Source organism: Pseudomonas sp. SM4 (genome assembly GCF_051913165.1).
In the GTDB taxonomy this organism is placed as follows: Bacteria; Pseudomonadota; Gammaproteobacteria; order Pseudomonadales; family Pseudomonadaceae; genus Aquipseudomonas.
Map to the genome: position 1 here is coordinate 208,333 of NZ_JBODOE010000005.1, position 21,322 is coordinate 229,654.

Consider the following 21,322-nt stretch of genomic DNA (forward strand, 5'->3'; position numbering starts at 1 on the left):
GAGCTGCCGCAGGCTGCGATCTTTTGATGTTGACTTTAAAAACCAAGATCAAAAGATCGCAGCCTGCGGCAGCTCCTACAGGGGGCACGGTGACAGGAATATTTATGTTCATATCCGTTACGCGTTGGGTTCCGCGGGCTGCTTCACTGCTGCTCTGCCTGCTGTTCTGGCAACTCGCCGCCAGTCACCACTGGAACCTCGGCCTCGTTACCTTCGCCAACGTGCCGACACCCATCGCGGTGATCGAAGCCGCGCTGGGCCTCGGCGACTCCGGCAAACTCCTGCAACACCTGACCGCCAGCCTCAGCCGCGTCTTCGCCGGCTACCTTGCGGCACTGGTCATCGGCATCGCCCTGGGCTTGGCCATCGGCCGCTCGAAATGGGCCGAAGACTTGCTGCTGCCACCGCTGGAGGTCTTGCGCCCGATCCCCGCCGTCGCATGGATTCCGCTGGCGATCCTGATGTTCCCGTCCTCTGAACTGTCGATGGTCTTCATAACCTTCACCGGCGCACTGTTCCCGATCCTGCTCAACACCGTGCACGGCGTAGAAGGCGTTGATCCGCGCTTGATTGCCTCAGCGAGAAGCCTCGGGGCAGGGCGCCGGGCGATCCTGCTGGAAGTCATCCTGCCGGGTGCTGCGCCAAGCATCATCATGGGGCTGGCGATCGGCATGGGCACTTCGTGGTTCTGTCTGGTCACGGCGGAAATGATCTCCGGCCAGTTCGGCATCGGTTACTACACCTGGGAGTCCTACACGATTCAGAACTACGCCGACATCGTCGTCGGCATGCTCTTGATCGGTGTGCTGGGCATGGGCAGCAGTCTGCTGATCAAACGTCTGGGCGGGTTGTTCACGCCCTGGCATCGACCGCGAGGAAAAGCCTGATGAGCGCGATGCAAACCCCGGAAGGGCGAATCGACATTCGCCAATTGTCCATCGTCCTCGGCCAAGGAAGTGAAGCGTTCGAAGCCGTACGGGAACTCGATTGCCAGATCGAACCCGGCCAGTTCGTGTGCATTCTCGGCCCGTCCGGTTGTGGCAAGTCGACCTTGCTCGGTGCCTTGGCCGGGCATTTGAGTGCGCACGCCGGCAGCCTCAAAGTCGATGGCGGCGAAGTGTCCGGGCCGTCACCGCAGCGCGGCATGGTGTTCCAGCATCACACGCTGTTTCCGTGGCGCACGGTGCGTGACAACGTGGCATTCGGCCTGAAAATGCGCGGCATCGGCAAGGCTGAACGGCATCGCGCCGCCGATGACATTCTCAAACTGGTCGGCCTCGAAGGCTTCGCCGAGCGTTGGCCCGATCAACTGTCCGGCGGCATGCAGCAACGCGTGGAAATCGCCCGGGTGCTGGTCAATCGCCCGCGCCTGTTGCTGATGGACGAGCCGTTCGGCGCGCTGGATGCGCTGACCCGGCTGAACATGCAAGAGCTGCTGCTGGACATCTGGACGCGCATCCGCACCACCGTAGTGTTCGTCACCCACGATATCGACGAGGCGCTGTTCCTCGCCGATCGCTTGCTGGTGATGAGCGCGCGGCCGGGGCGAATCATCGAAGATTTGCGTCTGGATTTTGCCCGACCGCGCACCAGCGAATTGGTGACCAGCGCCGAATTTTCCCGGCTCAAGCGCCACTGCCTCGACCTGCTGCGCCACGACGACGACCGACCGCTGCCGCGCCTCAATCCGCTCGGCCTGCCTCCCGAAAACCCTTTGCCGCGATTTGCCCTATGACCTCTATTTTTGCTGTGACCGATAACGACGACATTCTCGCCCTGCAACCGCGCCTGACTGCTGAAGACGCTGGCGTGCGCCGTATTGCCCTGATTGATCTGGCCGATCTCGAAGAGCCGGATGGCTTGCTCTGGCTGGTTGATCGGCTGGGACAAGATCCTGCCGAAGAAGTCCGCGCCGAAGCCGCGCGGTTGCTGGAAGCCTGGGAGGATGAGGAAGTCGTGCAAGCGCTGTGCGAGGCACTGACCGATTCGGCGCCCGCCGTGCAATCCGCTGCCGCGCAGAGTCTGAGCTTGCTGAAAACCGAAGCGGCGGGGCGGGTGATTCTGCCGTGGACTGATCATGCGGATGTCAGCGTGCGTATCGCGGCGTTCCGCGCCCTGCGTGAACTGCGTTTCGCCGATGCCGCGCCTGCTGCAGTCACCGCGCTGAACGATGCCGACGCCAGTGTTCGCCGCGAAGCCGTCGGGGTGCTCGGCTGGCTCAAGCAACTTGACGCATTACCGGCATTAGCCCGATTGGCCAGCGATGACCCCGACACCGAAGTGCGCCGCGCGGCCACCGGCGCGTTGGGCCTGGCCTCCAGCGCCGAAGTCCTGCCGGCTCTGCGTCAGGCTTTGCAGGACAGCGCCTGGCAAGTGCGCGAAGAAGCCGCGACGACTTTGGGCAAGGTCGGCCACATTGATGCGGGCTCAGCGTTGGTTGAAGCGCTGAGCGACGATTATTGGCAAGTGCGTTTGCGCGCCACCCGCAGCCTCGGTCGTTTGCGTTTCGCGCCGGCACTCGACGCGTTGATCGACACCCTCGGCCATCGCATCAGCAATCTGCGCAAAGAGGCCGCGCTGGCCTTGGGCGAGTTGCATGATCGCGGTGCCGTGGCCGCGTTGCAGGCTGCGCAGGATGACGGCGATCCGGAAGTGCGCAAAGCTGTGCGCATTGCCCTGAGTCAATTGCAATGAACCCGCTGTCGGTGGGGAATTCGCAGAGCGAACAGATCCTGCGGTTGAGCTGGCCTGACGGTCGCGAACAACAGCTCAACCACGCCGAACTGCGCCGCCAGTGCCCCTGCTCGCAATGCCGCGCCTTCCGCCTGAAAGGCCTGACGCCGATGGTCGATGATCGCGTACGCCTGATCGAACTCAACCCCCAGGGCTACGGCGTACAACTGATCTTCAGCGACGGCCACCAACGCGGCATCTACCCGTGGCCCTATCTGGCAAACCTATGACAATCCCTGTAGGAGCTGCCGAAGGCTGCGATCTTTTGATCCTGTTTTTAACAATCAACATCAAAAGATCGCAGCCTTCGGCAGCTCCTACATTGATCATCGCCAATCGCCAATCGCCAATCGCCAATCAGCCAGTCGGATTATTGCGCGGCGGTCATTGAAGGCCGGCAGCCATGGAAAATATCCAGCCCCGGTTGATACAGCGAGGTCTTTACCTCAAACAACCCCAGCACCGAGTGAAACAGGTTGTCGTGGCTCAGATCTGCCTGCGCGGTCTTGCCTTGCAGGCACCCGCGATCAATCCCTTCATTGGCCAGTGTGTGATCACCAAACCACATCACCATCGGCACATGCGTTTGCGCTTCAGGCGCCAGCGCATAGGGCGCCGCATGCAGATAAAGGCCATTTTCGCCCAGCGATTCACCGTGATCGGAGACGTACACCATCGACGTATCCAGTGTCTGTTGATTGCGCTTGAGCAACTCGATGACCTTGGCGAGAAAGTGGTCGGTGTACAAAATCGTGTTGTCGTACACGTTCACCAGTTCATCGCGGCTGCAACTGCCCAACTGGTTGGTGTGGCAGATCGGCTTGAAACGCTCCATGTCTTGCGGGTAGCGCTGGTAATACTCGGGGCCGTGGCTACCGTCCGCATGCAGGACGATGATCGCGTGGCCCTTGAGGCTGTCGATGTAGCCTTGCAGGTCCGCCAGCAGCGCTTCATCGAGGCAGTTGTTGCCGTCGCAGAACGGCCCCGGCTGGTTCTTCGCGATGTCGCGGTGCGGTACGCGCAGGCAGGTGCCTTTGCAGTCGCTGTTGTTGTCCAGCCACAGCACCTGCACGCCGGCGCGCTGGAGGATGTCGAGCAGGCCTTGGTAGGTTTTGCCTTTCTTGTCGCTGTAGTCCTCACGCGGGAACATCGAGAACATGCACGGCACCGACACCGCCGTCGACGTGCCGCAGGAATGCACTTGAGTGAAATTAAGGATGTCGAGTTTGCTCAACTCGGGATTGGTCTCGCGCTCATAGCCGTTCAGCGAAAAGTGATCGGCGCGGGCGGTTTCACCGACCACGAAGACCATCAGCGATTTTTTCTCGCGACTGGCAGCCTTGGCGCTCATCACCGCGTCTTCGCCGATGGCCTGCACCACGAAGTGCTTTTTGATGCCCAGGCGTTGCTTGGCGTATTTGCTGATCGCGTAGATGTAATTGGTCGGGTTGATGAAGTGAGTGAGCTTGTCTTCTTCGCGAAAGATCGGCGCGTAAGTCGAATAGAACGTGCCCACTGAGGCGGCGATCACCAGCACGCAACCGACGATCACCAGAACCTTGTTGAGCAACCCGCGAAAGAACGGCCGATAACTCACTGGCCAACGCCAGATCAGCGCCGCCGGCAATACGCCGAGCAGCAACACGTAAGCGAGCAACTTGCTGTTGAACAGCGCGGCGGCTTCGGATGGATTGGTTTCAAAGACGTTCTGGATCATCACCGTGTCGATGGTGATGCCGTACTCGTTCATGAAATAAGCTGCGCAGGCCGAGAGCAGGGCAACCACGGTGAGCGCCGGTTTCAGCGTCCAGCGAAATGACACCAGCGTCAGCAGCAGAGTGATAGCCGCCCACAAAAACAGCCCGAACGAGGCGAAGAACCCCAGTTTGTGCGCGCCTTGCAAAGTGATCAGCGTGCCCAGCGCCTTCCAGGTCGCCAGGTTGTACAGCGCGACCAATGCCAGGGAAAACAGCAGCACCAGTCGGGTCGGAGTGATGGACGGTAAGCGCAGTCCGTTGCCCAAAGCCATTCGCACTTTTCCTCTACTCAAATAGAAAACACACACGGTTGCGCGTGTAACAGTAGAAGAACAATAGTAAAAATTCCGTAAACATCCTGTAACAAGTCGAAAGCAAACCCTGTAGGAGCTGCCGAAGGCTGCGATCTTTTGATCTTGATCTTTAAAAACAAGATCAAAAGATCGCAGCCTTCGGCAGCTCCTACAGGGGCGAGGGGGTCAGAAGGATTTGCTTAGGCTGGCGACGACGGTGGCGGTGCACACATCCTTGAAGCCCCAGTTGCTCAGGCATTGGCTCTGTGAGAGGTCAGTGTCGATGTAGCTCAGGCCCAACACCACGCCGGCGAGGTTGTGAGTGAGTTTCACCTCCCATTCGCGGTACGAGTCTTCAGCGCTGCCCGACGCCGAGTACAAATGCGGATCCTTGAAATCCATGTTGCCGTAACGCAGCTTCAGCCCCGAGTCATACGGCAGTTCAGTTTCATAACCGATGTAGGTGTACAGCGAGTTCTGCTTACTATCGATCCCCGGCGCATCGTTGGAGTAATACGCCGCCAGCTTCACCCCGTACACGCCGAGAATCCCGTAGACCTCGCTCTGGTTGAACTGGCTTTCCTTGGGGTAGGCGTATTTGATGTAGCCCAGATCAAGGCTGACATCCTCGGTCGCCTGCCACAGCCAACCGCCGTAGTAATCGACTTCCTGGCGGGTTTTCAGGCCGCCGCCGAAATCAACGTTGGAGCTCCACGCCCCAAGGTACAGGCCGCTGCTGTGGGCGAGGGTCAAACCGGCCTGCACGGCAGGATCGTTTTGCGTTTGCGAGATGCCGCGAGTGCGGTAATCGCTGGCTAAATTCAGGTCCACCACCAGCGCAAAATCATCGTTCAAAGGGATCGCTTGGCTGCTCAAGGGCAGCGCGCTCAAAAAACTCAGGGCGAACAGGGGCAAGGCTTTCATGTGAAGTCCCGATGTTGTGATTATTTTTGGGCAGTACGAACCTTGTAGGAGCTGCCGCAGGCTGCGATCTTTTGATCTTGGTTTTTAAAATCAAAGTCAAAAGATCGCAGCCTGCGGCAGCTCCTACATGGGAGAGATTTTCTTGTTATTGGGTGGCGGTGTAGACCTGACGGCCGCCGAACCAGGTTTGCAGCACTTTGGTGTCATGCAGGGCTTTGTTGTCGACGCTGAACACGTCGCGATCCAGCACGATAAAGTCCGCCTGCTTGCCCGGCGTCAGCGAGCCGATCTGTTTCTCCAGGCCAATCGTGCGCGCCGCATTGACCGTGTAGGCATAGAACATGGTGTCGCGGTCCAGGCGCTCATCAGCATTGAGCACGCCCAACGGGCCGACGCGGGTGATCGCCTGCGCCATGGCGTTGAACGGGTTCGGCGTCGACACCGGCCAGTCACTCGCGCCGGCAATCGTCGCGCCTTGTTTGAGCAGCGAATGCGCCGGGTACTGATAGCGGAAGGCGAGGGCGCTGACGTAGGGCTTGATCATGTCGGTGGTGTAGTCGTCGGCGCTGGCCCACAGCAGTTGCATCGAGGCGATGACGTTGAGCGGTTTGAAACGGGCGAACTCTTTCGGGTTGACCATTTGCAGGTGAGTGATCGAGTGGGTCACGCCGCTCTGGCGATCCTTGCGCGCCTGGGCGATGCCGTTCAGCGATTCACGCACCGCGCGGTCGCCGATCGCGTGGATGTGTACCAGCCAGCCGCGCTGGTCGATGGCGCTGACCAGTTCGCCGAAATGCTGCGGGTCGATCAGCAGTTCGCCCTGTTTGTGCGAGTTGCTGTACGGATCGATCATCGCCGCGCTCTGCGCCGGGAATTCGATTACGCCGTCGGCGAAGATCTTGATCCCGGGTAGCGTCAGATTCGGGATGCCTTGGAATTGCTGGCGCACCTTGTCCAGCGTATCGAGATCGGCGGGCACGCTTTTCGGGTTGGCCACCAGCAGCGCCGCGACATGTACGCTCATGTCGCCGCTTTCCGACAGCGCTTTATAAGCCGGCAGCACGCCGACGGTTTTCTCGGTGGGTTTGAGCGCGAACACCGCTTCGCCCGGTGCGGCGTTGGCGGCCGGGTCCATCCACGCGGTGATGCCGAGGCTGTTGTTGTAGCGCACCGCTGATTTGGCGGCATTGAGCATGTCGGCGGGGCTCGGCACTGGCATTTTCGAGGCGACCCGATCCCAACCAGCGTCGACCACAAAGCCGTTCGGTTCGCCGCTGGCCAGTTTGCCGATGGTGTCTTTTTCCGCGTCGGGCAGGGTTTTCAGCAGGGCCGCATCAATCCCGGCGCGCTTGAGCATGACGTTGTTGGCCCACGCGGTGTGGTGGTCGCTGCCGATAAACACCACCGGCACATCGGCCCATTCGCCGCTGTTGAAGGTTTTGCCCAACGCCTCGGCCTGTGCCCAATAGGCCGAACTCATGCCGGCAATGCTCAACACATCGCCGTGTTTGGCCTTGCCGTCCTCACGCCAGTCGCGCAGACGTTTTTGCAGTTCGTCGAGGTCGACGATTTCGTCTTCCATGTTCGCCGAAGTCATTTCCAGACCGCCGAAAATCGCGTGGGAATGGCTGTCGATCAGGCCGGGCATCAGCGCTTTGCCCTTGAGGTCGATGACTTGAGTGCCGGGTTCGATCAAGGCTTTGATCTGCGCGTCGGTGCCAACTTTCAACACTTTGCCGTTTTCCACGGCGAGGGCCTGAACCTTCGGTTGCGCACGGTCGGCGGTGAAAATCTTGCCGTTGAGTAGGATCAGATCAGGGGCGGCCATGGCTTCCATCGAGGCAAAACTTACGGCGAGTACCAACAGCTTCGGGATGAATCTTTTCATTGAAGATTTCCTTGTTATTGCGTCTGATGGCGAGATTAGTGGCTGGCAGCGGCTGACAGAACGCCTCCCGCACGAAAAACGTTTTTGCCTGAATGGAAAAAGCATGGACAAGTTGGGTGCATTGAAAATGTTCGTGGTCACTGCGCAACTCGGCAGTTTCAGCCGCGCTGCCGAGCAGTTGGGCAAGACCCCGTCGGCGCTGACCAAAGCGGTCAATCACCTGGAGTCTGAACTGGGTGCGCGGTTGTTCGAGCGCAGCACGCGGCGGATTCTGCTCACGGAAATCGGCCGGGTGTACCTGGAAACCGCGCGACTGGTGTTGCAGCGCCTCGACGAGGCCAGCGAGGAAATCGAGCAGTTGCAGCACGGCTTGCGCGGCAGCCTGAAAATCACTGCGCCGCTGGCCTATGGGCGGGCGTTTCTCGATCAAGTGTGTGACGGCTTTTTGCAGCAATACCCGCAGATCAGCCTGCAAGTGGATCTGTGCGATGCCTTCGTCAATCTGCTGGAAAGTGGTTATGACCTGGCGTTGCGCGAGGGCCACGATGATTTGCCGGGGCTGATCGCGCGGGTGGTCGGCAGCAATCGCCTGGCCCTGTGCGGCAGCCCCGAGTATCTGGCGCGCAAGGGCTTGCCGGTGAATCCGCAGACCCTTGAACAGCATGAATGGCTGCTTTATCAGCATCCGTTGCTCAGCCGCGAATTCTGGTGGGCCGAGCGCGACGGCCAGCGTTTGAGTCTGGCGCAACCGACGGCGCCGTTGTTGCGCAGTGATAATTACGATTTGTTGCTGGCCAGTGCTCTGGCCGGGCGAGGATTGCTGCACACGCCACTGTGGAGCGCCGCGCCGTACATTGCCGACGGGCGATTGGTGCGGGTCATGGCGGATTACGAGATCGACCCGGACACCTTTGGCCCGCACATTCTCGCGGTGTATCCGAGCCATCGGCGGGCCACGGCGAAAGTGGTGGCCTTCATTGATTACATCGCCGAATTCCTCGCCGAACGCGGCCTTAACTGACACCCCCCGCACTGATCGTTCCCACGCTCTGCGTGGGAATGCCTCTAGGGACGCTCTGCGTCCAGTGACGCGGAGCGTCACGGGCTGCATTCCCACGCAGAGCGTGGGAACGATCAATCGCGGCCCGAGCCTTCGGCAGCTCCTACGTCGGCCTAGGCCGACTGGCGGCGCTTGTCAGGAAAATCCTACAGGAGTACAAATGTACTCCATGACAAACCTCACTCCCCGCCGTACCGCCATCCTGACCTTCATCCGCGATCGCATCGCCGAACACGGTCAGCCCCCAAGCCTCGCTGAAATCAGCGAGGCTTTTGGTTTTGCCTCACGCAGCGTGGCGCGCAAGCATGTGCTCGCGCTCACTGAAGCCGGGTTTATCGAGGTCAATCCGAATCAGGCCCGGGGCATTCGTTTGCTCGGGCAACCGCCGCGTCCGGAGCTGCTCGACATCCCCGTGCTTGGCCGCGTCGCTGCCGGTGCGCCGATTGGCGCCGATGCCGACGTCCATAGCCGCTTGCTGCTCGACCCGGCGCTGTTCTCGCGCACGCCCGATTACATGCTGCGGGTGCAGGGCGATTCGATGATCGAGGACGGCATTCTCGACGGTGATCTGGTCGGCGTGCGGCGCAATCCCGAGGCGCTCAACGGCCAGATCGTCGTGGCGCGGCTCGACGGTGAAGTCACCATCAAACGCTTCGAACGGGTTGGCGACGAAGTGCGCTTGTTGCCGCGCAACCCGGCGTATCGGCCGATTATCGTGCGCGACGATCAGGATCTGGCGATCGAAGGGGTGTTCTGCGGTCTGGTGAGGCAAGGCTGATGGGCGCCGTCGTTGCGTTGGATACGCTGTTCAATGGCGGCCAGGTCTGGAAGGGCCGGCCTGCGCCACCGGCCGCCAACCCGCAACCGACCGGGCATGCGGCGCTGGACGCGGCACTGCCCAGCGGTGGCTGGCCAGAAGCGGCGCTGAGCGAAATCCTCCTGGCCGGCCCCGGTGTTGGTGAGTTGCAACTGGTCTGGCCGACGCTGGCGCGGTTGTCGGCGGCGGGCGAGCGCATCGTGCTGGTGGCGCCGCCGTTCGTGCCGTACCCGCAGGCGTGGGAGAACGCCGGGGTCGATTTGCGTCAGTTGTCGGTGATTCAAGCCAGCGAGCGCGATGCCTTGTGGGCGGCCGAACAGTGCTTGCGTTCGGGCAGTTGCGGCGCGGTGCTGTGCTGGCCGCACAAGGCCGATGATCGTGCCTTGCGGCGTTTGCAGGTGGCGGCGGAAACCGGCCAGACCCTGGCGTTTGCCTGGCGACCGTTGAGCGAAGCGGTCAATCCGTCACCGGCAGCGCTGCGCATTGCCATCGACGCCAAACCCGCACAGTTGCGCGTGCTCAAGTGCCGTGGCGGCTTGGCGCGTACGGCGCCGATTGCCTTTGCCGTGGGGCACTGAGGTCGCCATGCGCTGGGTCTGCATTGTTTTTCCGCAATTGGCGCTGGACGCGGTGTTGCGTCAGCGTTCCGATCCCGATGAGCCGTTGGTGCTGCTCAGCGGCCCGGCCCAGCGTCGGGTGCTGCAAGCGGTCAACCCGGCAGCGCGCAAACTCGGTTTGCGCGCTGGCCAGTCGATGACCGCTGCGCAGGCGATGAGCAAAGGCTTTGCCACCGCCGATTACGAAGCGGCCGAGGTCGAACACTGGCAGCAGTTCCTCGCCGCGTGGGCCTACGGCTTCAGCGCGCAGGTCAGCGTGCATTACCCGCGCGCCGTGGTGTTCGAGATCGAGTCGAGCCTGGGCCTGTTCGGTTCCTGGGCCCAGTTCGAAGCGCGGCTGCGCAAGGAACTGACCGAACTGGGATTTCGCCATCGCATCGTTGCCGCACCGAATCCGGTGGCGGCGCGGGTGCTGGCCAATGCTTATGACGGCTTGGTGGTGCCGGACGGCGAGGCTTTGCAGCATCACCTCGGCCAATTGCCTGTCGACCGCGTCGGCCTGGAACCGGCCGTGGCCACGGCGTTGTCGCGCATGGGCCTGCGCAACCTCAGTCAGCTGCAGAGCCTGCCGCGTCAGGCGCTGGCCCGGCGTTTCGAGGCGCAGATGCTCAAACACCTCGACACCTTGTTCGGTGCGCGGCCATTGGCGCTGGAGTTCTACCTGCCGCCGGATCGTTTTGATGTACGCATCGAACTGAATTTCGACGTGCAATCGCATCAGGCCTTGCTGTTCCCGTTACGGCGTTTGACCGGTGACCTGTCGGCGTTCCTCTGCGGGCGTGACAGCGGCGTGCAGCGTTTCGATCTGCATCTGGAGCACGCCGGGCTGCCGGACACTTTGATCAAAGTTGGCCTGCTCAGCGCCGAACGGGATCCGGCGATGCTCTTCGAACTGGCGCGCGGACGGCTGGAACAAGTGCAGGTCGAGGCGCCGGTGCGTGGCTTTCGTCTGCGTGCCGAGGACCTGCCGAGTTTCGTCCCGCAGTTTCACGAGCTGTTCGATGACCGCCCGCAGCAGACGTTGCCGTGGGAGCAATTGCGCGAACGCTTGCGCGCGCGGTTGGGCGATGACGCGGTGCAGGGGCTGCGCTTCCAGGCCGATCACCGCCCCGAGTGTGCTTGGCAGAACGGCGTCGATAAACAACGCTGCAGCGGCTTGCCGAGCGTGCACCGTCCCGGCTGGTTGCTCGGCGAGCCGCAGAGTGTGGCAGAAGGCTCGGCGCGGATTCTCATGGGCCCGGAACGCATCGAATCGGGCTGGTGGGACGGTGACGATGTGCGCCGCGATTACTACCTGATCCAGAACCGTGCCGGTCAACAGGGCTGGGCTTATCGGGCGGTGGGTGAGGGCGGTCCGCTGTGGCTGCAGGGCTGGTTTGCATGAGCGAGGGTTATGCCGAACTGCACTGCCTGTCGAACTTCAGTTTCCAGCGCGGTGCGTCCAGTGCCCTTGAGCTGTTTCAGCGGGCAAAAAAACACGGTTATCAAGCGCTGGCAATCACCGATGAATGCACGCTGGCCGGGATTGTGCGGGCGTGGCAAGCGGCGAAGTCGGTGGAGCTGCCGCTGATCATCGGCAGCGAAATCCGCATCGAAAACGGCCCGAAGCTGGTGCTGCTGGTGGAGAACCTGGCGGGCTATCAGGCGCTGTGCGGCTTGATCACCCGTGCCCGCCGGCGCACGCAAAAGGGCCAGTATCAGGTGCTGCGCGAGGACTTTGACGAACCCTTGTCGGGCCTGCTGGTGTTGTGGGTGCCGGACTCGCTCGATGCAGTGGAAGAGGGCCGCTGGTTGCAGCAGACCTTCGGCGAGCGCTTGTGGCTGGCGGTGCAGTTGCATTGCGGACAGAACGATCAGCAGCGTTTGGCAGCGCTGTTGAGTCTGGCCGCCGAGTTGCAGATTCCGGCGGTGGCCAGCGGTGATGTGCACATGCACGCCCGTGGCCGTCGCGCTTTGCAGGACACCATGACGGCGATCCGTCATCACGTGCCGGTGGCCGAGGCCGGGTTGCGTTTGCACCCCAATGGCGAGCGGCATTTACGGACTGTCGAGGTGCTACACGAGTTGTATCCGCCGGCCTTGCTGGATGCCTCGGTGGCTCTGGCCCGGCGTTGCACGTTCGATCTCGGCGAATTGCGTTATCAATATCCCAAGGAGTTAGTGCCCAAGGGGCACAGCGCCAGTTCCTGGCTGCGTCACCTGACCGAAGAAGGCATCGCCTGGCGCTGGCCCAAAGGCCCGCAAGCGAAAGTGCTCAAGCAGATCGACGATGAACTGCAACTGATCGCCGAACTCGGCTACGAAAGCTACTTCCTCACCGTGCATGACGTGGTGCGCTTTGCCCGTGAGCAAAACATCCTCTGTCAGGGCCGTGGTTCGGCGGCCAACTCGGCGGTGTGTTTCGCCTTGGGCATCACCGAAATCGATCCGGATCGCACCACGCTGCTGTTTGAGCGTTTCATGTCCAAGGAGCGTAACGAGCCACCGGACATCGACGTCGACTTCGAGCACGAACGCCGCGAAGAAGTCCTGCAATACGTATTTCGCCGTTATGGTCGCCAGCGCGCGGCGTTGACCGCTGTGGTCAGCACTTACCATGCCGCCGGTGCGGTGCGTGATGTGGCCAAGGCCCTGGGCCTGCCGCCGGATCAGATCAACGCATTGGCCGATTGCTGTGGCCACTGGAGCGATGAAACGCCGCCGCTGGAACGCTTGCTTGAGGGTGGCTTCGACCCGCAGAGCCCGGTGCTGCGCCGAGTGCTGAGCCTGACCGGGCAACTGATCGGCTTCCCCCGGCACCTGTCGCAACACCCCGGCGGCTTCGTGATTTCCGAGCAACCGCTGGACACCCTGGTGCCGGTCGAGAATGCGGCGATGGCTGATCGCACGATCATTCAGTGGGACAAGGACGACCTCGACGCGGTCGGCCTGCTCAAGGTGGATATTCTTGCCCTCGGCATGCTCAGTGCGATCCGCCGTTGCTTCGACCTGCTGCGTCGCCATCGCGATCTCGATCTGAGCCTGGCGACGATCCCGGCCGAAGACAAACCGACCTACGAGATGATCAGCCGCGCCGACACCATTGGCGTGTTCCAGATCGAGTCGCGGGCGCAGATGTCGATGCTGCCGCGCCTGAAACCAGCGAAGTTCTATGACCTGGTGATTGAGGTGGCCATCGTCCGGCCGGGGCCGATTCAGGGCGGGATGGTCCATCCGTACCTGCGCCGGCGCAATAAAGAAGAAAAAGAAACCTATCCGTCGCCAGAACTCAAGGTCGTTCTGGAAAGAACCCTGGGCGTGCCGCTGTTTCAGGAACAGGTGATGCAGATTGCCATCGTCGCCGCCGATTACAGCCCCGGCGAGGCCGATCAGTTGCGCCGCTCGATGGCCGCATGGAAACGCCACGGCGGGCTCGAACCGCACAAGGAGCGCCTGGCTGCCGGGATGAAAAAAAACGGCTATACGCCAGAGTTCGCCGCGCAGATTTTCGAGCAGATCAAAGGTTTCGGCAGCTACGGTTTTCCCGAATCCCACGCCGCCAGTTTTGCTTTGCTGACCTATGCCAGTTGCTGGCTCAAGTGCCACGAGCCGGCGGCGTTTGCCTGTGCGCTGATCAACAGCTGGCCGATGGGTTTCTACAGCCCCGATCAGATTTTGCAGGACGCCCGCCGGCATCATTTGCAGATTCGCCCGGTGGACGTGCGCGCCAGTGACTGGGATTGCAGCCTGGAAACCACCACGGCGGCGCAACCGGCGATCCGCATGGGCCTGCGGATGATCAAGGGCTTTCGTGAGGACGATGCCCGGCGTATCGAGGCGGCGCGGGCGCGCGGGGCGTTTGCCGATGTCGCCGATTTGGGTGAACGGGCCGCACTCGACAGTCGGGCGCAGGCGTTGCTGGCCGATTCCGGTGCGTTGCGCGGTCTGGCCGGGCACCGGCATCGGGCGCGCTGGGAGGTGGCGGGGGTGCAGAAACAACTTGGCTTATTTGCCGGGTTGCCGAGCCAGGAAGAGCCTGATGTAGTGCTGCCCAAGCCGAGTGTCGGTGAGGATCTGCACGCGGATTACACGACGATTGGCACCACGCTGGGCCCGCATCCACTGGCGCTGTTGCGCGGTGAATTGAAGGCGCGACGCTGCCGCAGTTCGCAGGAATTGCTCGACGTTGAACACGGCCGGCCGGTGAGCGTTGCCGGGCTGGTTACCGGGCGACAACGTCCGGGTACCGCCAGTGGCGTGACCTTCGTGACCCTGGAAGACGAGTTCGGCAACGTCAATGTGGTGGTCTGGCGCGATCTGGCCGAGCGTCAACGCCAGGTCTTGGTCGGCTCGCAACTGCTCAAGGTCGATGGCCGCTGGGAACGCGAAGGCGAAGTACGCCACCTGATCGCCGGACGCCTGAGCGACCTCAGCCCGCTGCTCAACGGCATCCGCGTGCAGAGCCGCGATTTCCACTGACAGCCGCACCACAATAATGTCTGATCGTTCCCACGCTCTGCGTGGTAACGCCTCCCATGACGCTCCGCGTCACAGCGGACGCGGAGCGTCCGTAGCGGCATTCCCACGCAGAGCGTGGGAACGATCAACAGAGGTAAGCAAGTCAAATTGATGGCGTCAAAAAAACCTGTTAGTAGTGATGGCACTTTGTCATAATGCCGGCCCTTTTCCGCTCCCCACCACGTTGTCGTGCCGGGATACCCCCTGTTTTTCAAAAGGAATACTCAGTGAGAATGATCTCCCGGATGTTGGTTTCAGGCGTTGCGATTGCTGTGCTCGGCACGTTGGCCAGCACGCTCGCCGGCTGCGCCACCGAAAGCTCCCGCGCGTTGCCGGTGGCCAAGGTTGAAAGCGCTACTCAAGTCTGGACCGGCGTTCGTGTGCCAATGGCCGTGGGCAAGTTCGACAACCGCTCCAGCTATATGCGCGGCATTTTCTCCGACGGCGTCGACCGTCTCGGCGGTCAGGCCAAGACCATCCTCATCACCCACCTGCAGCAGACCAACCGCTTCAGCGTGCTGGATCGCGACAACATGGGCGAAATCCAGCAGGAAGCGGCGATCAAGGGCCAGGCCCAGCGGCTGAAAGGTGCTGATTACGTGGTCACCGGTGACGTTACCGAGTTCGGCCGCAAAGAGATTGGCGATCACCAGTTGTTCGGCATTCTCGGCCGTGGCAAGACCCAGATCGCTTACGCCAAGGTCAACTTGAACATCGTTAACATCAGCACTTCCGAAGTGGTTTATTCGACGCAAGGCGCTGGCGAGTACGCCTTGTCCAACCGCGAAATCGTCGGCTTCGGCGGCACCGCTGCGTACGACTCCACCCTCAACGGCAAAGTACTGGATCTGGCCATGCGCGAGGCGATCAATCGTCTGGTCGATGGCATGAACGCCGGTGCCTGGAAGCCGGGCAACTGATCGACGCCCATTCATTGCAAGGAGCAACACCCATGAATTTGACGTTGTCGCGCTCGCTGATGGCGCTGACGCTGGCCGCCAGTGCCCTGCTGGCCGGTTGTGCCGGCCCGAAAACCCTGTACCAGTGGGAAGACTACCAACCGCAGGTCTACGAATACTTCAAGGGCGAAGAGCCCAAGGAAGCACAGGCTGAAGTGCTCGAACGTGATCTGCAAAAGATCCGCTCCACCGGCAAAGCCGTGCCGCCGGGTTACCACGCGCACCTTGGCTTGCTCTATCTGAGCATGGGCAAGGACGATCAGATGGTGCAGCAGTTCCGCACCGAGAAAGCGCTGTTCCCCGAGTCCGGCCCGTACATGGATTTTCTGCTTAAAAACGCCAAGACCGGAGACGCCCAATGATCTCGCGTACGCTGAAACTATTGGCCGCCGGTTTGGCCCTGACCGTACTCGGTGGCTGCGTTGCGCCCAAGTCCGTGGATTACTCGGCCTACAAACAGGCGCGGCCGAAGACCATTCTGGTGTTGCCGCCGCTGAATACCTCGCCGGATGTGAAGGCCTCGTACAGCCTGTTGTCGCAGGTGACGTTCCCGCTGGCCGAGGCCGGTTACTACGTGTTGCCGATCGCGCTGGTGGACGAAACTTTCCGCCAAAACGGCCTGACCACCCCGGACGACATCCATCAGGCACCGCCGAACAAACTGCAGGAAATCTTCGGTGCGGACGCGGCGCTGTACATCACCGTGACCGAATACGGCACGCGTTACATGGTGATCAGCAGTGAAACGGCAGTGACCGCGACAGCCAAACTGGTCGACCTGAAAAGCGGCACCACGCTGTGGACCGGTTCGGCGCGGGCGTCGAGCGAAGAGGGCGGCAATAACGGTGGTGGCGGTCTGATCGGCATGCTGATCACCGCGGCGGTGAAGCAGATCATCAACAGCTCCACCGATGCCGGTTACCCGATTGCCGGCGTGGCGAGCAATCGCCTGCTCTCGGCGGGGCATCCGGCGGGCCTGCTGTACGGGCCGCGTTCGCCGAAATACGGCACTGACTGAAAGATCAAAAGATCGCAGCCTGCGGCAGCTCCTACAGGGGGAATGCATTGATCGTTCCCACGCTCTGCGTGGGAACGCATCCCGTGACGCTCCGCGTCACAGTGGACGCAGAGCGTCCATGGCGGCATTCCCACGCGGAGCGTGGGAACGATCAGTAGGAGCTGCCGCAGGCTGCGATCTTTTGCTGTTGGCGCTTATTTGCCAGCGGGCCAAAACCGTTCGCCACCGCCCGGCGCTTCCGTCCACGCTTGCAACGAGCGGGTCGGCAAATCAAAGTAATCGCGGGTGCGCGCGTAGCCATGGCCGCCCATCCGGCCAATCGCATCCAGCCCCAATTGATCGATGTACAAGGTTTTCGGGTCGATCAACTCATCGCGCACATGCGCCATCAATACCTCGCCAAAAATGATCTCCCGCGACTGGCCGATGTTCAGTGCCATCATCCGCCGGCACTCCAGCGCCACCGGGGCTTCGCCGATGCGTGGGCATTTCACCGTGGTGCCGGCAATCGCCGTCAGCCCTGCAGCGGTCAGCTCATCGAAGCCCGGCGCGAACGGCACAGCGCAGACATTCATGGCTTCCACCAGTGCATCGCTGACGATGTTAACGGTGAATTCCTGATTGAGCTGGATATTGCGCGTGGTGTCTTTCGGGCTCTGGTCGCCGTAATTCTCTACGCCCAACGCGAGGATCGGTGGGTCCGCCGACAGCGCATTAAAGAAACTGAACGGCGCGGCATTGATCCGGCCCTCGCCATCAATGGTGGTTACCAGCGCAATCGGCCGGGGCACGACGCTGCCGATCAGGATCTTGTATTTTTCCCGTGGGCTGAGTTGGCTGAAATCAAAACTGTGCATGGCAAAAACCTCTAGGAAAGTGGATCGATGGCGCTCAATGGTGCGTCGGCGCTGTAGTCATCGGCGAACGGAATGGCCGGCTGGAACAGGGTTTTCCAGTCCGGTCGGGCAAAGGCGCGGTCGCTGTGGCTGCGCATGAGCTTTTCAAATTGGCGTTGCGCCTGGCGTTGCAGGGCGGGGTAGTCGACGCCGCTGACCCGACCGTCGTGCATCACGCAACGACCGTCGATGTAACTGGCGATGCAATCGTCGCCGCGCCCGGTCAACAGCAGGTTTTTCAAAGGGTCGAACAACGGGCCCAAATGCAGGCCGCGCAGGCTGAACACGGTGATGTCGGCTTTAGCGCCGGGGGCCAGACGCCCGAGGTCATCGCGCCCCAGCGCCCGCGCGCCGCCGAGGGTGGCGGCGTTGTACAGATCAAGGCTGCTGGTCAGCGCCGAGCCGCCCTCCATCAACCGCGCGATGTTCAAACCGTGGCGCATGTTTTCCAGCAGATCTGCCGGCCAGGTATCAGTGCCGAGGGCAAAGTTGATGCCTTTGGCCCGGTAGCGACCGAACGAGTTCAGCGCCTCGCCATCACGGGCGAACACCAACGGGCAATGCACCAGACTCGCGCCGCCATCAATGACCCGCTGCAAGTCGTCATCGCCCGTGGTGTAAATGCCGTGCGGTAACAGACTGCGCGGCGTGAGCAAGTTCAGCTGCTGCAACCAACCGAGCGGCGAGGCGCCGCGCAATTGCTCGACCATCGCCACTTCGCTGAGCGCCTGACAGCAATGCACGCGCATCGGCGCATTCAGTTCGCGGCTCAGCGCCGAGGTGCGTTGCAGCAGCGCCGGGGTGCAGGTCTGGATGCGATCGGGCAGCAGCGCGCCGCGAATCAAGCCGTCATGCGCGCCGTCAAAATCCTTGAAGAAACGTTCTGCCGCATCAAGGCCGGCCAACCCGCGAGCCTCATCCCAGTGATGGGCCAAGGTGTCGTCGGCCTGCCAATAACTCATGCCACTCATGTAGCAGGGGCCGAGGTAAGTGCGTAAACCGAGTTCACCGGCAACGTCGGCGACGGCGGCAAATTCGTCGTAGGTTTCCGCCCACTCGCGGTAGTACATCGAGGTGATCGGCATCGCCGTGGTGATGCCGTTGCGGATCAACTGGGTGAAGGCGTAGCGGTATTTGAAGACCTCTTCTTCCGGGCTGTAAGTTTCACGCGGGCCGGCGGCCAGATACTCGGCAGACCACATGCGGCCCATGGCGCGCTCGTCGCCGTTGTCCAGCGTCAGCACCGTGGAATCGAGATCGCCCAGCGCATCCAGGTCGATGAAGCCGGGGCCGATCAGCGCATTGCCGTAGTCGATCCACTGATCCACCGGCCCCGCATAACCGCGTCCGACAAACTCGATGCGCGAGCCGGCAAACACCACTTCACCGTCGCGCCACAGCACATGCTGCGTGCCGTCGAAGCCGACCACGCAACTGGCGCGCAGGCCGATGCGTTTCACAGCCGGCTGTCCAGCAAGCGACCGCCACTGGCGATCAAGCAACCCGCGCGATAGACCTGGCGCAACGGCCGCGCAACGACCGCTTCGCCAAGGGTCTCGACCGGCATCAGCAAGAAGTCCGCGCGCTGACCGAGCGCAAAGCCGTAATCCTCAATGCCCAGCGCCCGAGCGCCATTCACCGTGGCCGCTTCAAACGCCGCCGCCAGTTCATCGTCCTTGCCCAGGTCAAAGCGAAACGCCAGCAACATCGCCCGTTCGAGCATGTCGCCATTGCCCATCGGCGACCACGCATCACGAATGCCGTCTGAACCCAGGCAGACGTTCACCCCGGCCTCGCGCAACGCCAGAAACGGAGGCACGGCGGTGTCGGCCGGCGCTGAACTCATCAGCGAAATCCCCAGCGCCGCCAAGCGCTCGGCAACCGGTTTGACCTGACTCCACGGCAACATGCCGAGGCAATAGGCGTGGCTGATCATGACTCGTTTTTGCAGGCCGAAACGCTCGGTGTAATCGGCGATCAGCGCGATCTGCCACAAGCCCAGTTCACCTTTGTCGTGCAGGTGAATATCCACGCCACGACCGAACTCGGCCGCCAGTTTGAAGACGAAATCCAGTTGCGCAATCGGGTCGTTGTCGATGCCGCAAGGGTCGAGTCCACCGACGTTTTCCACGCCCAGCGCCATCGCTTCGCGCATCAGTTCGGCGGTGCCGGGGCGGCTGATCAACCCGGTTTGCGGGAACACCACCAGTTGCAGGTCGATCAGGTCTTTGTAACGTTCGCGCAATTGCTGCATGGCTTCGACGTGGCGCAGCCCGAATTCCGGGTCGATGTCGACGTGGCAGCGCATCGTCAGCGAACCGCGAGCGATGCAGTTTTCCAACAGCGCGCCGGCGCGTTCAGCGATCGGCGCGGTAACTTCACGGAGGATACGGCGCTCGTTGCTGATGTAGTCCTTGAGCGTCGGCCCGGCGCTGTTTGGGCGCCAGGGTTGGCCGTAGAGGGTTTTGTCGAGGTGGACGTGGCTTTCGACCAAAGCGCTGGTGAGGAGTTGGTGTTGGCCGTCGATGTCGGTGGCGGACAGCGGTGCATTGCTGGCCGGACGGCGCTGAGTGAAGCGGCCGTTTTCGATCAGCAGGTCTTCGGCGGCGGCGCCGTAGGGGCGCACGTTGCGTAGCCAGTGTGGCTGGGTCATTTCTTTACCTCTAGTTCAATGGTGTCTGGGCGGGCCTCATCGCTGGCAAGCCAGCTCCCACAGGTGTCGAGGTGTGCCCACTTTCTGTGTGCGACACAGATCCCTGTGGGAGCTGGCTTGCCAGCGATGGTCGCCCCTCGATTTCAGATCAGGTGATCAACCCTTGAGCTTCGACCAGATCCGATCCTGCAGCTCCCGCGCCTTGTTGCTGCATTCCTTCTCCGGGCGCAAACGCGAGGCGTATTCCTCCGGCATGTTGATCGCGTCCATCACCTTCCACTTCGGATCAAGCAACGAATCGCTTTGAATCCCGTTGGCGTAAGCAATGGCGTTCGACACGGCGGCGGCGTTCTCCGGCTTCATCATCCAGTCGATAAAGATCTTCGCGTTACCCGGGTGTGGCGCGCTTTTCGGCACGGCGAAGTTGTCCTGGAACATCGCCACGCCTTCACGCGGATAGACGTACTTGATCGTGCTCTTCTGCAAGGTCGCCCGCGCGGTCGAGCCGTTCCAGTTCTGCATCATGATCACCTCGCCCGAGGCCATGCGGTCGACGGTGTTGTCGGAGCTGTACATCTTCAAAAACGGCTTCTGCTTTTGCAGCAGTTCCAGAATGCGCTTGGCGTCCTGCGGGTTTTCGCTGCACTCATCAACGTTCAGATAATGGCTGGCGGCGTTGATGACGCTGCTCGATGTGTCCAGCGCGGCGAGCTGGCCTTGCAGCTCTTTGCGCGGTTCGAAGAACTCTTTCCACGAGTCATCCAGTTTTCCGCCGGGCACCCGCGCGCTGTCGTAGGAGAAGCCGGTGGTGCCCCACAGATACGGCGCCGAGAACTTGCGCCCCGGATCGAAACCCGGATCGCGGAACGGCCCCTTCACGTACTGGAAGTTGCTCAGGCTCGGCGCGTCGATTTCCATCAGCAGGTCCTGCTTGATCAGCGTCTGCATGATCGATTGCGACGGCACGATCACGTCATACGCAGCACCGCCGGCCTGCAATTTCGCGAGCAGGGTTTCGTTGCTGTCGTAACCGTCCATGGTCACTTTGATGCCGGTTTCCTTCTCGAACTTGGCCAACAGATCGACCGGGTAGTAGTCGGTCCAGTTGTAGAAAAACAGTTCTTTTGGTTCGTCAGCGTGGGCGCCGAACGCGGCGAAACAACTCAGGGCCAGACCGGATACTGCCAAACGCATGCTTTTGACTTTCATG

Annotated in this window: 19 protein-coding genes; 12 read left to right on the forward strand and 7 right to left on the reverse strand. The window is 61.6% G+C overall.

Going from position 1 to position 21,322, the window contains the following annotated elements:
* Positions 1-104 precede the first annotated feature (104 nt).
* Genes ACQ4MY_RS11665 through ACQ4MY_RS11680 form a run of 4 tightly spaced genes read left to right on the forward strand, consistent with a single transcriptional unit; the run spans position 105 to position 2,963 of the window.
* Positions 105-887 (forward strand): ABC transporter permease, encoded by a 783-nt coding sequence (locus tag ACQ4MY_RS11665; protein WP_440095208.1) that lies wholly within the window; start codon positions 105-107, stop codon positions 885-887.
* Complete coding sequence (locus ACQ4MY_RS11670) at positions 887-1,735, forward strand: ABC transporter ATP-binding protein (RefSeq protein WP_440095209.1); 849 nt, start codon at positions 887-889, stop codon at positions 1,733-1,735. The genes ACQ4MY_RS11665 and ACQ4MY_RS11670 overlap by 1 nt, the downstream gene beginning before the upstream one ends.
* The gene (locus ACQ4MY_RS11675) at positions 1,732-2,694 is read left to right on the forward strand and encodes a HEAT repeat domain-containing protein (protein ID WP_440095211.1); all 963 of its coding nucleotides are present in this window, start codon (positions 1,732-1,734) and stop codon (positions 2,692-2,694) included. The genes ACQ4MY_RS11670 and ACQ4MY_RS11675 overlap by 4 nt, the downstream gene beginning before the upstream one ends.
* Positions 2,691-2,963, forward strand: coding sequence for a DUF971 domain-containing protein (locus ACQ4MY_RS11680; RefSeq protein ID WP_440095212.1), 273 nt, complete (start codon positions 2,691-2,693; stop codon positions 2,961-2,963). Before ACQ4MY_RS11675 ends, ACQ4MY_RS11680 begins: the two co-directional genes overlap by 4 nt.
* Before the next feature lie 140 nt (positions 2,964-3,103).
* On the opposite strand, the gene ACQ4MY_RS11685 is transcribed toward ACQ4MY_RS11680, so the two are convergent.
* From ACQ4MY_RS11685 to ACQ4MY_RS11695, 3 genes are all read right to left on the reverse strand, one after another.
* Positions 3,104-4,762, reverse strand: coding sequence for a phosphoethanolamine transferase (locus ACQ4MY_RS11685; RefSeq protein WP_440095213.1), 1,659 nt, complete (start codon positions 4,760-4,762; stop codon positions 3,104-3,106).
* A gap of 207 nt (positions 4,763-4,969) precedes the next feature.
* Positions 4,970-5,707 carry a TorF family putative porin gene (locus ACQ4MY_RS11690; RefSeq protein WP_440095214.1) on the reverse strand — a complete coding sequence of 246 codons (738 nt, stop codon included), beginning with the start codon at positions 5,705-5,707 and terminating at the stop codon, positions 4,970-4,972.
* 145 nt (positions 5,708-5,852) lie between these two features.
* Positions 5,853-7,595 carry an amidohydrolase gene (locus tag ACQ4MY_RS11695; RefSeq protein ID WP_440095215.1) on the reverse strand — a complete coding sequence of 581 codons (1,743 nt, stop codon included), beginning with the start codon at positions 7,593-7,595 and terminating at the stop codon, positions 5,853-5,855.
* Positions 7,596-7,698: 103 nt separating this feature from the next.
* Between ACQ4MY_RS11695 and ACQ4MY_RS11700 the strand changes: the two genes are divergently transcribed.
* From ACQ4MY_RS11700 to ACQ4MY_RS11735, 8 genes are all read left to right on the forward strand, one after another.
* On the forward strand, positions 7,699-8,616 hold the full coding sequence (locus ACQ4MY_RS11700) for a LysR family transcriptional regulator (protein WP_038368857.1): 918 nt from the start codon (positions 7,699-7,701) through the stop codon (positions 8,614-8,616).
* Positions 8,617-8,815: 199 nt separating this feature from the next.
* Positions 8,816-9,433 carry a transcriptional repressor LexA gene (gene lexA, locus ACQ4MY_RS11705; RefSeq protein WP_158829039.1) on the forward strand — a complete coding sequence of 206 codons (618 nt, stop codon included), beginning with the start codon at positions 8,816-8,818 and terminating at the stop codon, positions 9,431-9,433.
* Positions 9,433-10,050 (forward strand): translesion DNA synthesis-associated protein ImuA, encoded by a 618-nt coding sequence (gene imuA, locus ACQ4MY_RS11710; RefSeq protein ID WP_440095216.1) that lies wholly within the window; start codon positions 9,433-9,435, stop codon positions 10,048-10,050. Before lexA ends, imuA begins: the two co-directional genes overlap by 1 nt.
* A gap of 7 nt (positions 10,051-10,057) precedes the next feature.
* Complete coding sequence (locus ACQ4MY_RS11715) at positions 10,058-11,473, forward strand: Y-family DNA polymerase (RefSeq protein ID WP_440095217.1); 1,416 nt, start codon at positions 10,058-10,060, stop codon at positions 11,471-11,473.
* Positions 11,449-14,547: an error-prone DNA polymerase gene (locus ACQ4MY_RS11720; RefSeq protein ID WP_440095218.1), complete on the forward strand. Its 3,099-nt coding sequence runs from the start codon at positions 11,449-11,451 to the stop codon at positions 14,545-14,547. The genes ACQ4MY_RS11715 and ACQ4MY_RS11720 overlap by 25 nt, the downstream gene beginning before the upstream one ends.
* 272 nt (positions 14,548-14,819) lie before the next feature.
* Positions 14,820-15,506: a CsgG/HfaB family protein gene (locus ACQ4MY_RS11725; protein ID WP_440095317.1), complete on the forward strand. Its 687-nt coding sequence runs from the start codon at positions 14,820-14,822 to the stop codon at positions 15,504-15,506.
* A gap of 32 nt (positions 15,507-15,538) precedes the next feature.
* Positions 15,539-15,907: a DUF4810 domain-containing protein gene (locus ACQ4MY_RS11730; protein WP_008085881.1), complete on the forward strand. Its 369-nt coding sequence runs from the start codon at positions 15,539-15,541 to the stop codon at positions 15,905-15,907.
* Positions 15,904-16,563: a DUF799 domain-containing protein gene (locus ACQ4MY_RS11735; protein WP_008085883.1), complete on the forward strand. Its 660-nt coding sequence runs from the start codon at positions 15,904-15,906 to the stop codon at positions 16,561-16,563. Before ACQ4MY_RS11730 ends, ACQ4MY_RS11735 begins: the two co-directional genes overlap by 4 nt.
* Positions 16,564-16,757: 194 nt before the next feature.
* On the opposite strand, the gene ACQ4MY_RS11740 is transcribed toward ACQ4MY_RS11735, so the two are convergent.
* The 4 genes from ACQ4MY_RS11740 to ACQ4MY_RS11755 all read right to left on the reverse strand — a co-directional run bounded on the left by ACQ4MY_RS11740 (position 16,758) and on the right by ACQ4MY_RS11755 (position 21,321).
* Complete coding sequence (locus ACQ4MY_RS11740) at positions 16,758-17,420, reverse strand: flavin reductase family protein (protein WP_008085884.1); 663 nt, start codon at positions 17,418-17,420, stop codon at positions 16,758-16,760.
* A gap of 11 nt (positions 17,421-17,431) precedes the next feature.
* The gene (locus ACQ4MY_RS11745; protein WP_440095219.1) at positions 17,432-18,919 is read right to left on the reverse strand and encodes an amidohydrolase family protein; all 1,488 of its coding nucleotides are present in this window, start codon (positions 18,917-18,919) and stop codon (positions 17,432-17,434) included.
* A complete protein-coding gene (locus ACQ4MY_RS11750; RefSeq protein ID WP_440095221.1) occupies positions 18,916-20,112 on the reverse strand; it encodes an amidohydrolase family protein in 1,197 nt (398 codons plus the stop codon). Before ACQ4MY_RS11750 ends, ACQ4MY_RS11745 begins: the two co-directional genes overlap by 4 nt.
* 156 nt (positions 20,113-20,268) lie before the next feature.
* Entirely contained in the window at positions 20,269-21,321 is a 1,053-nt protein-coding gene (locus tag ACQ4MY_RS11755; protein ID WP_440095222.1) for an extracellular solute-binding protein, read from the reverse strand.
* Position 21,322: the final 1 nt, after the last annotated feature.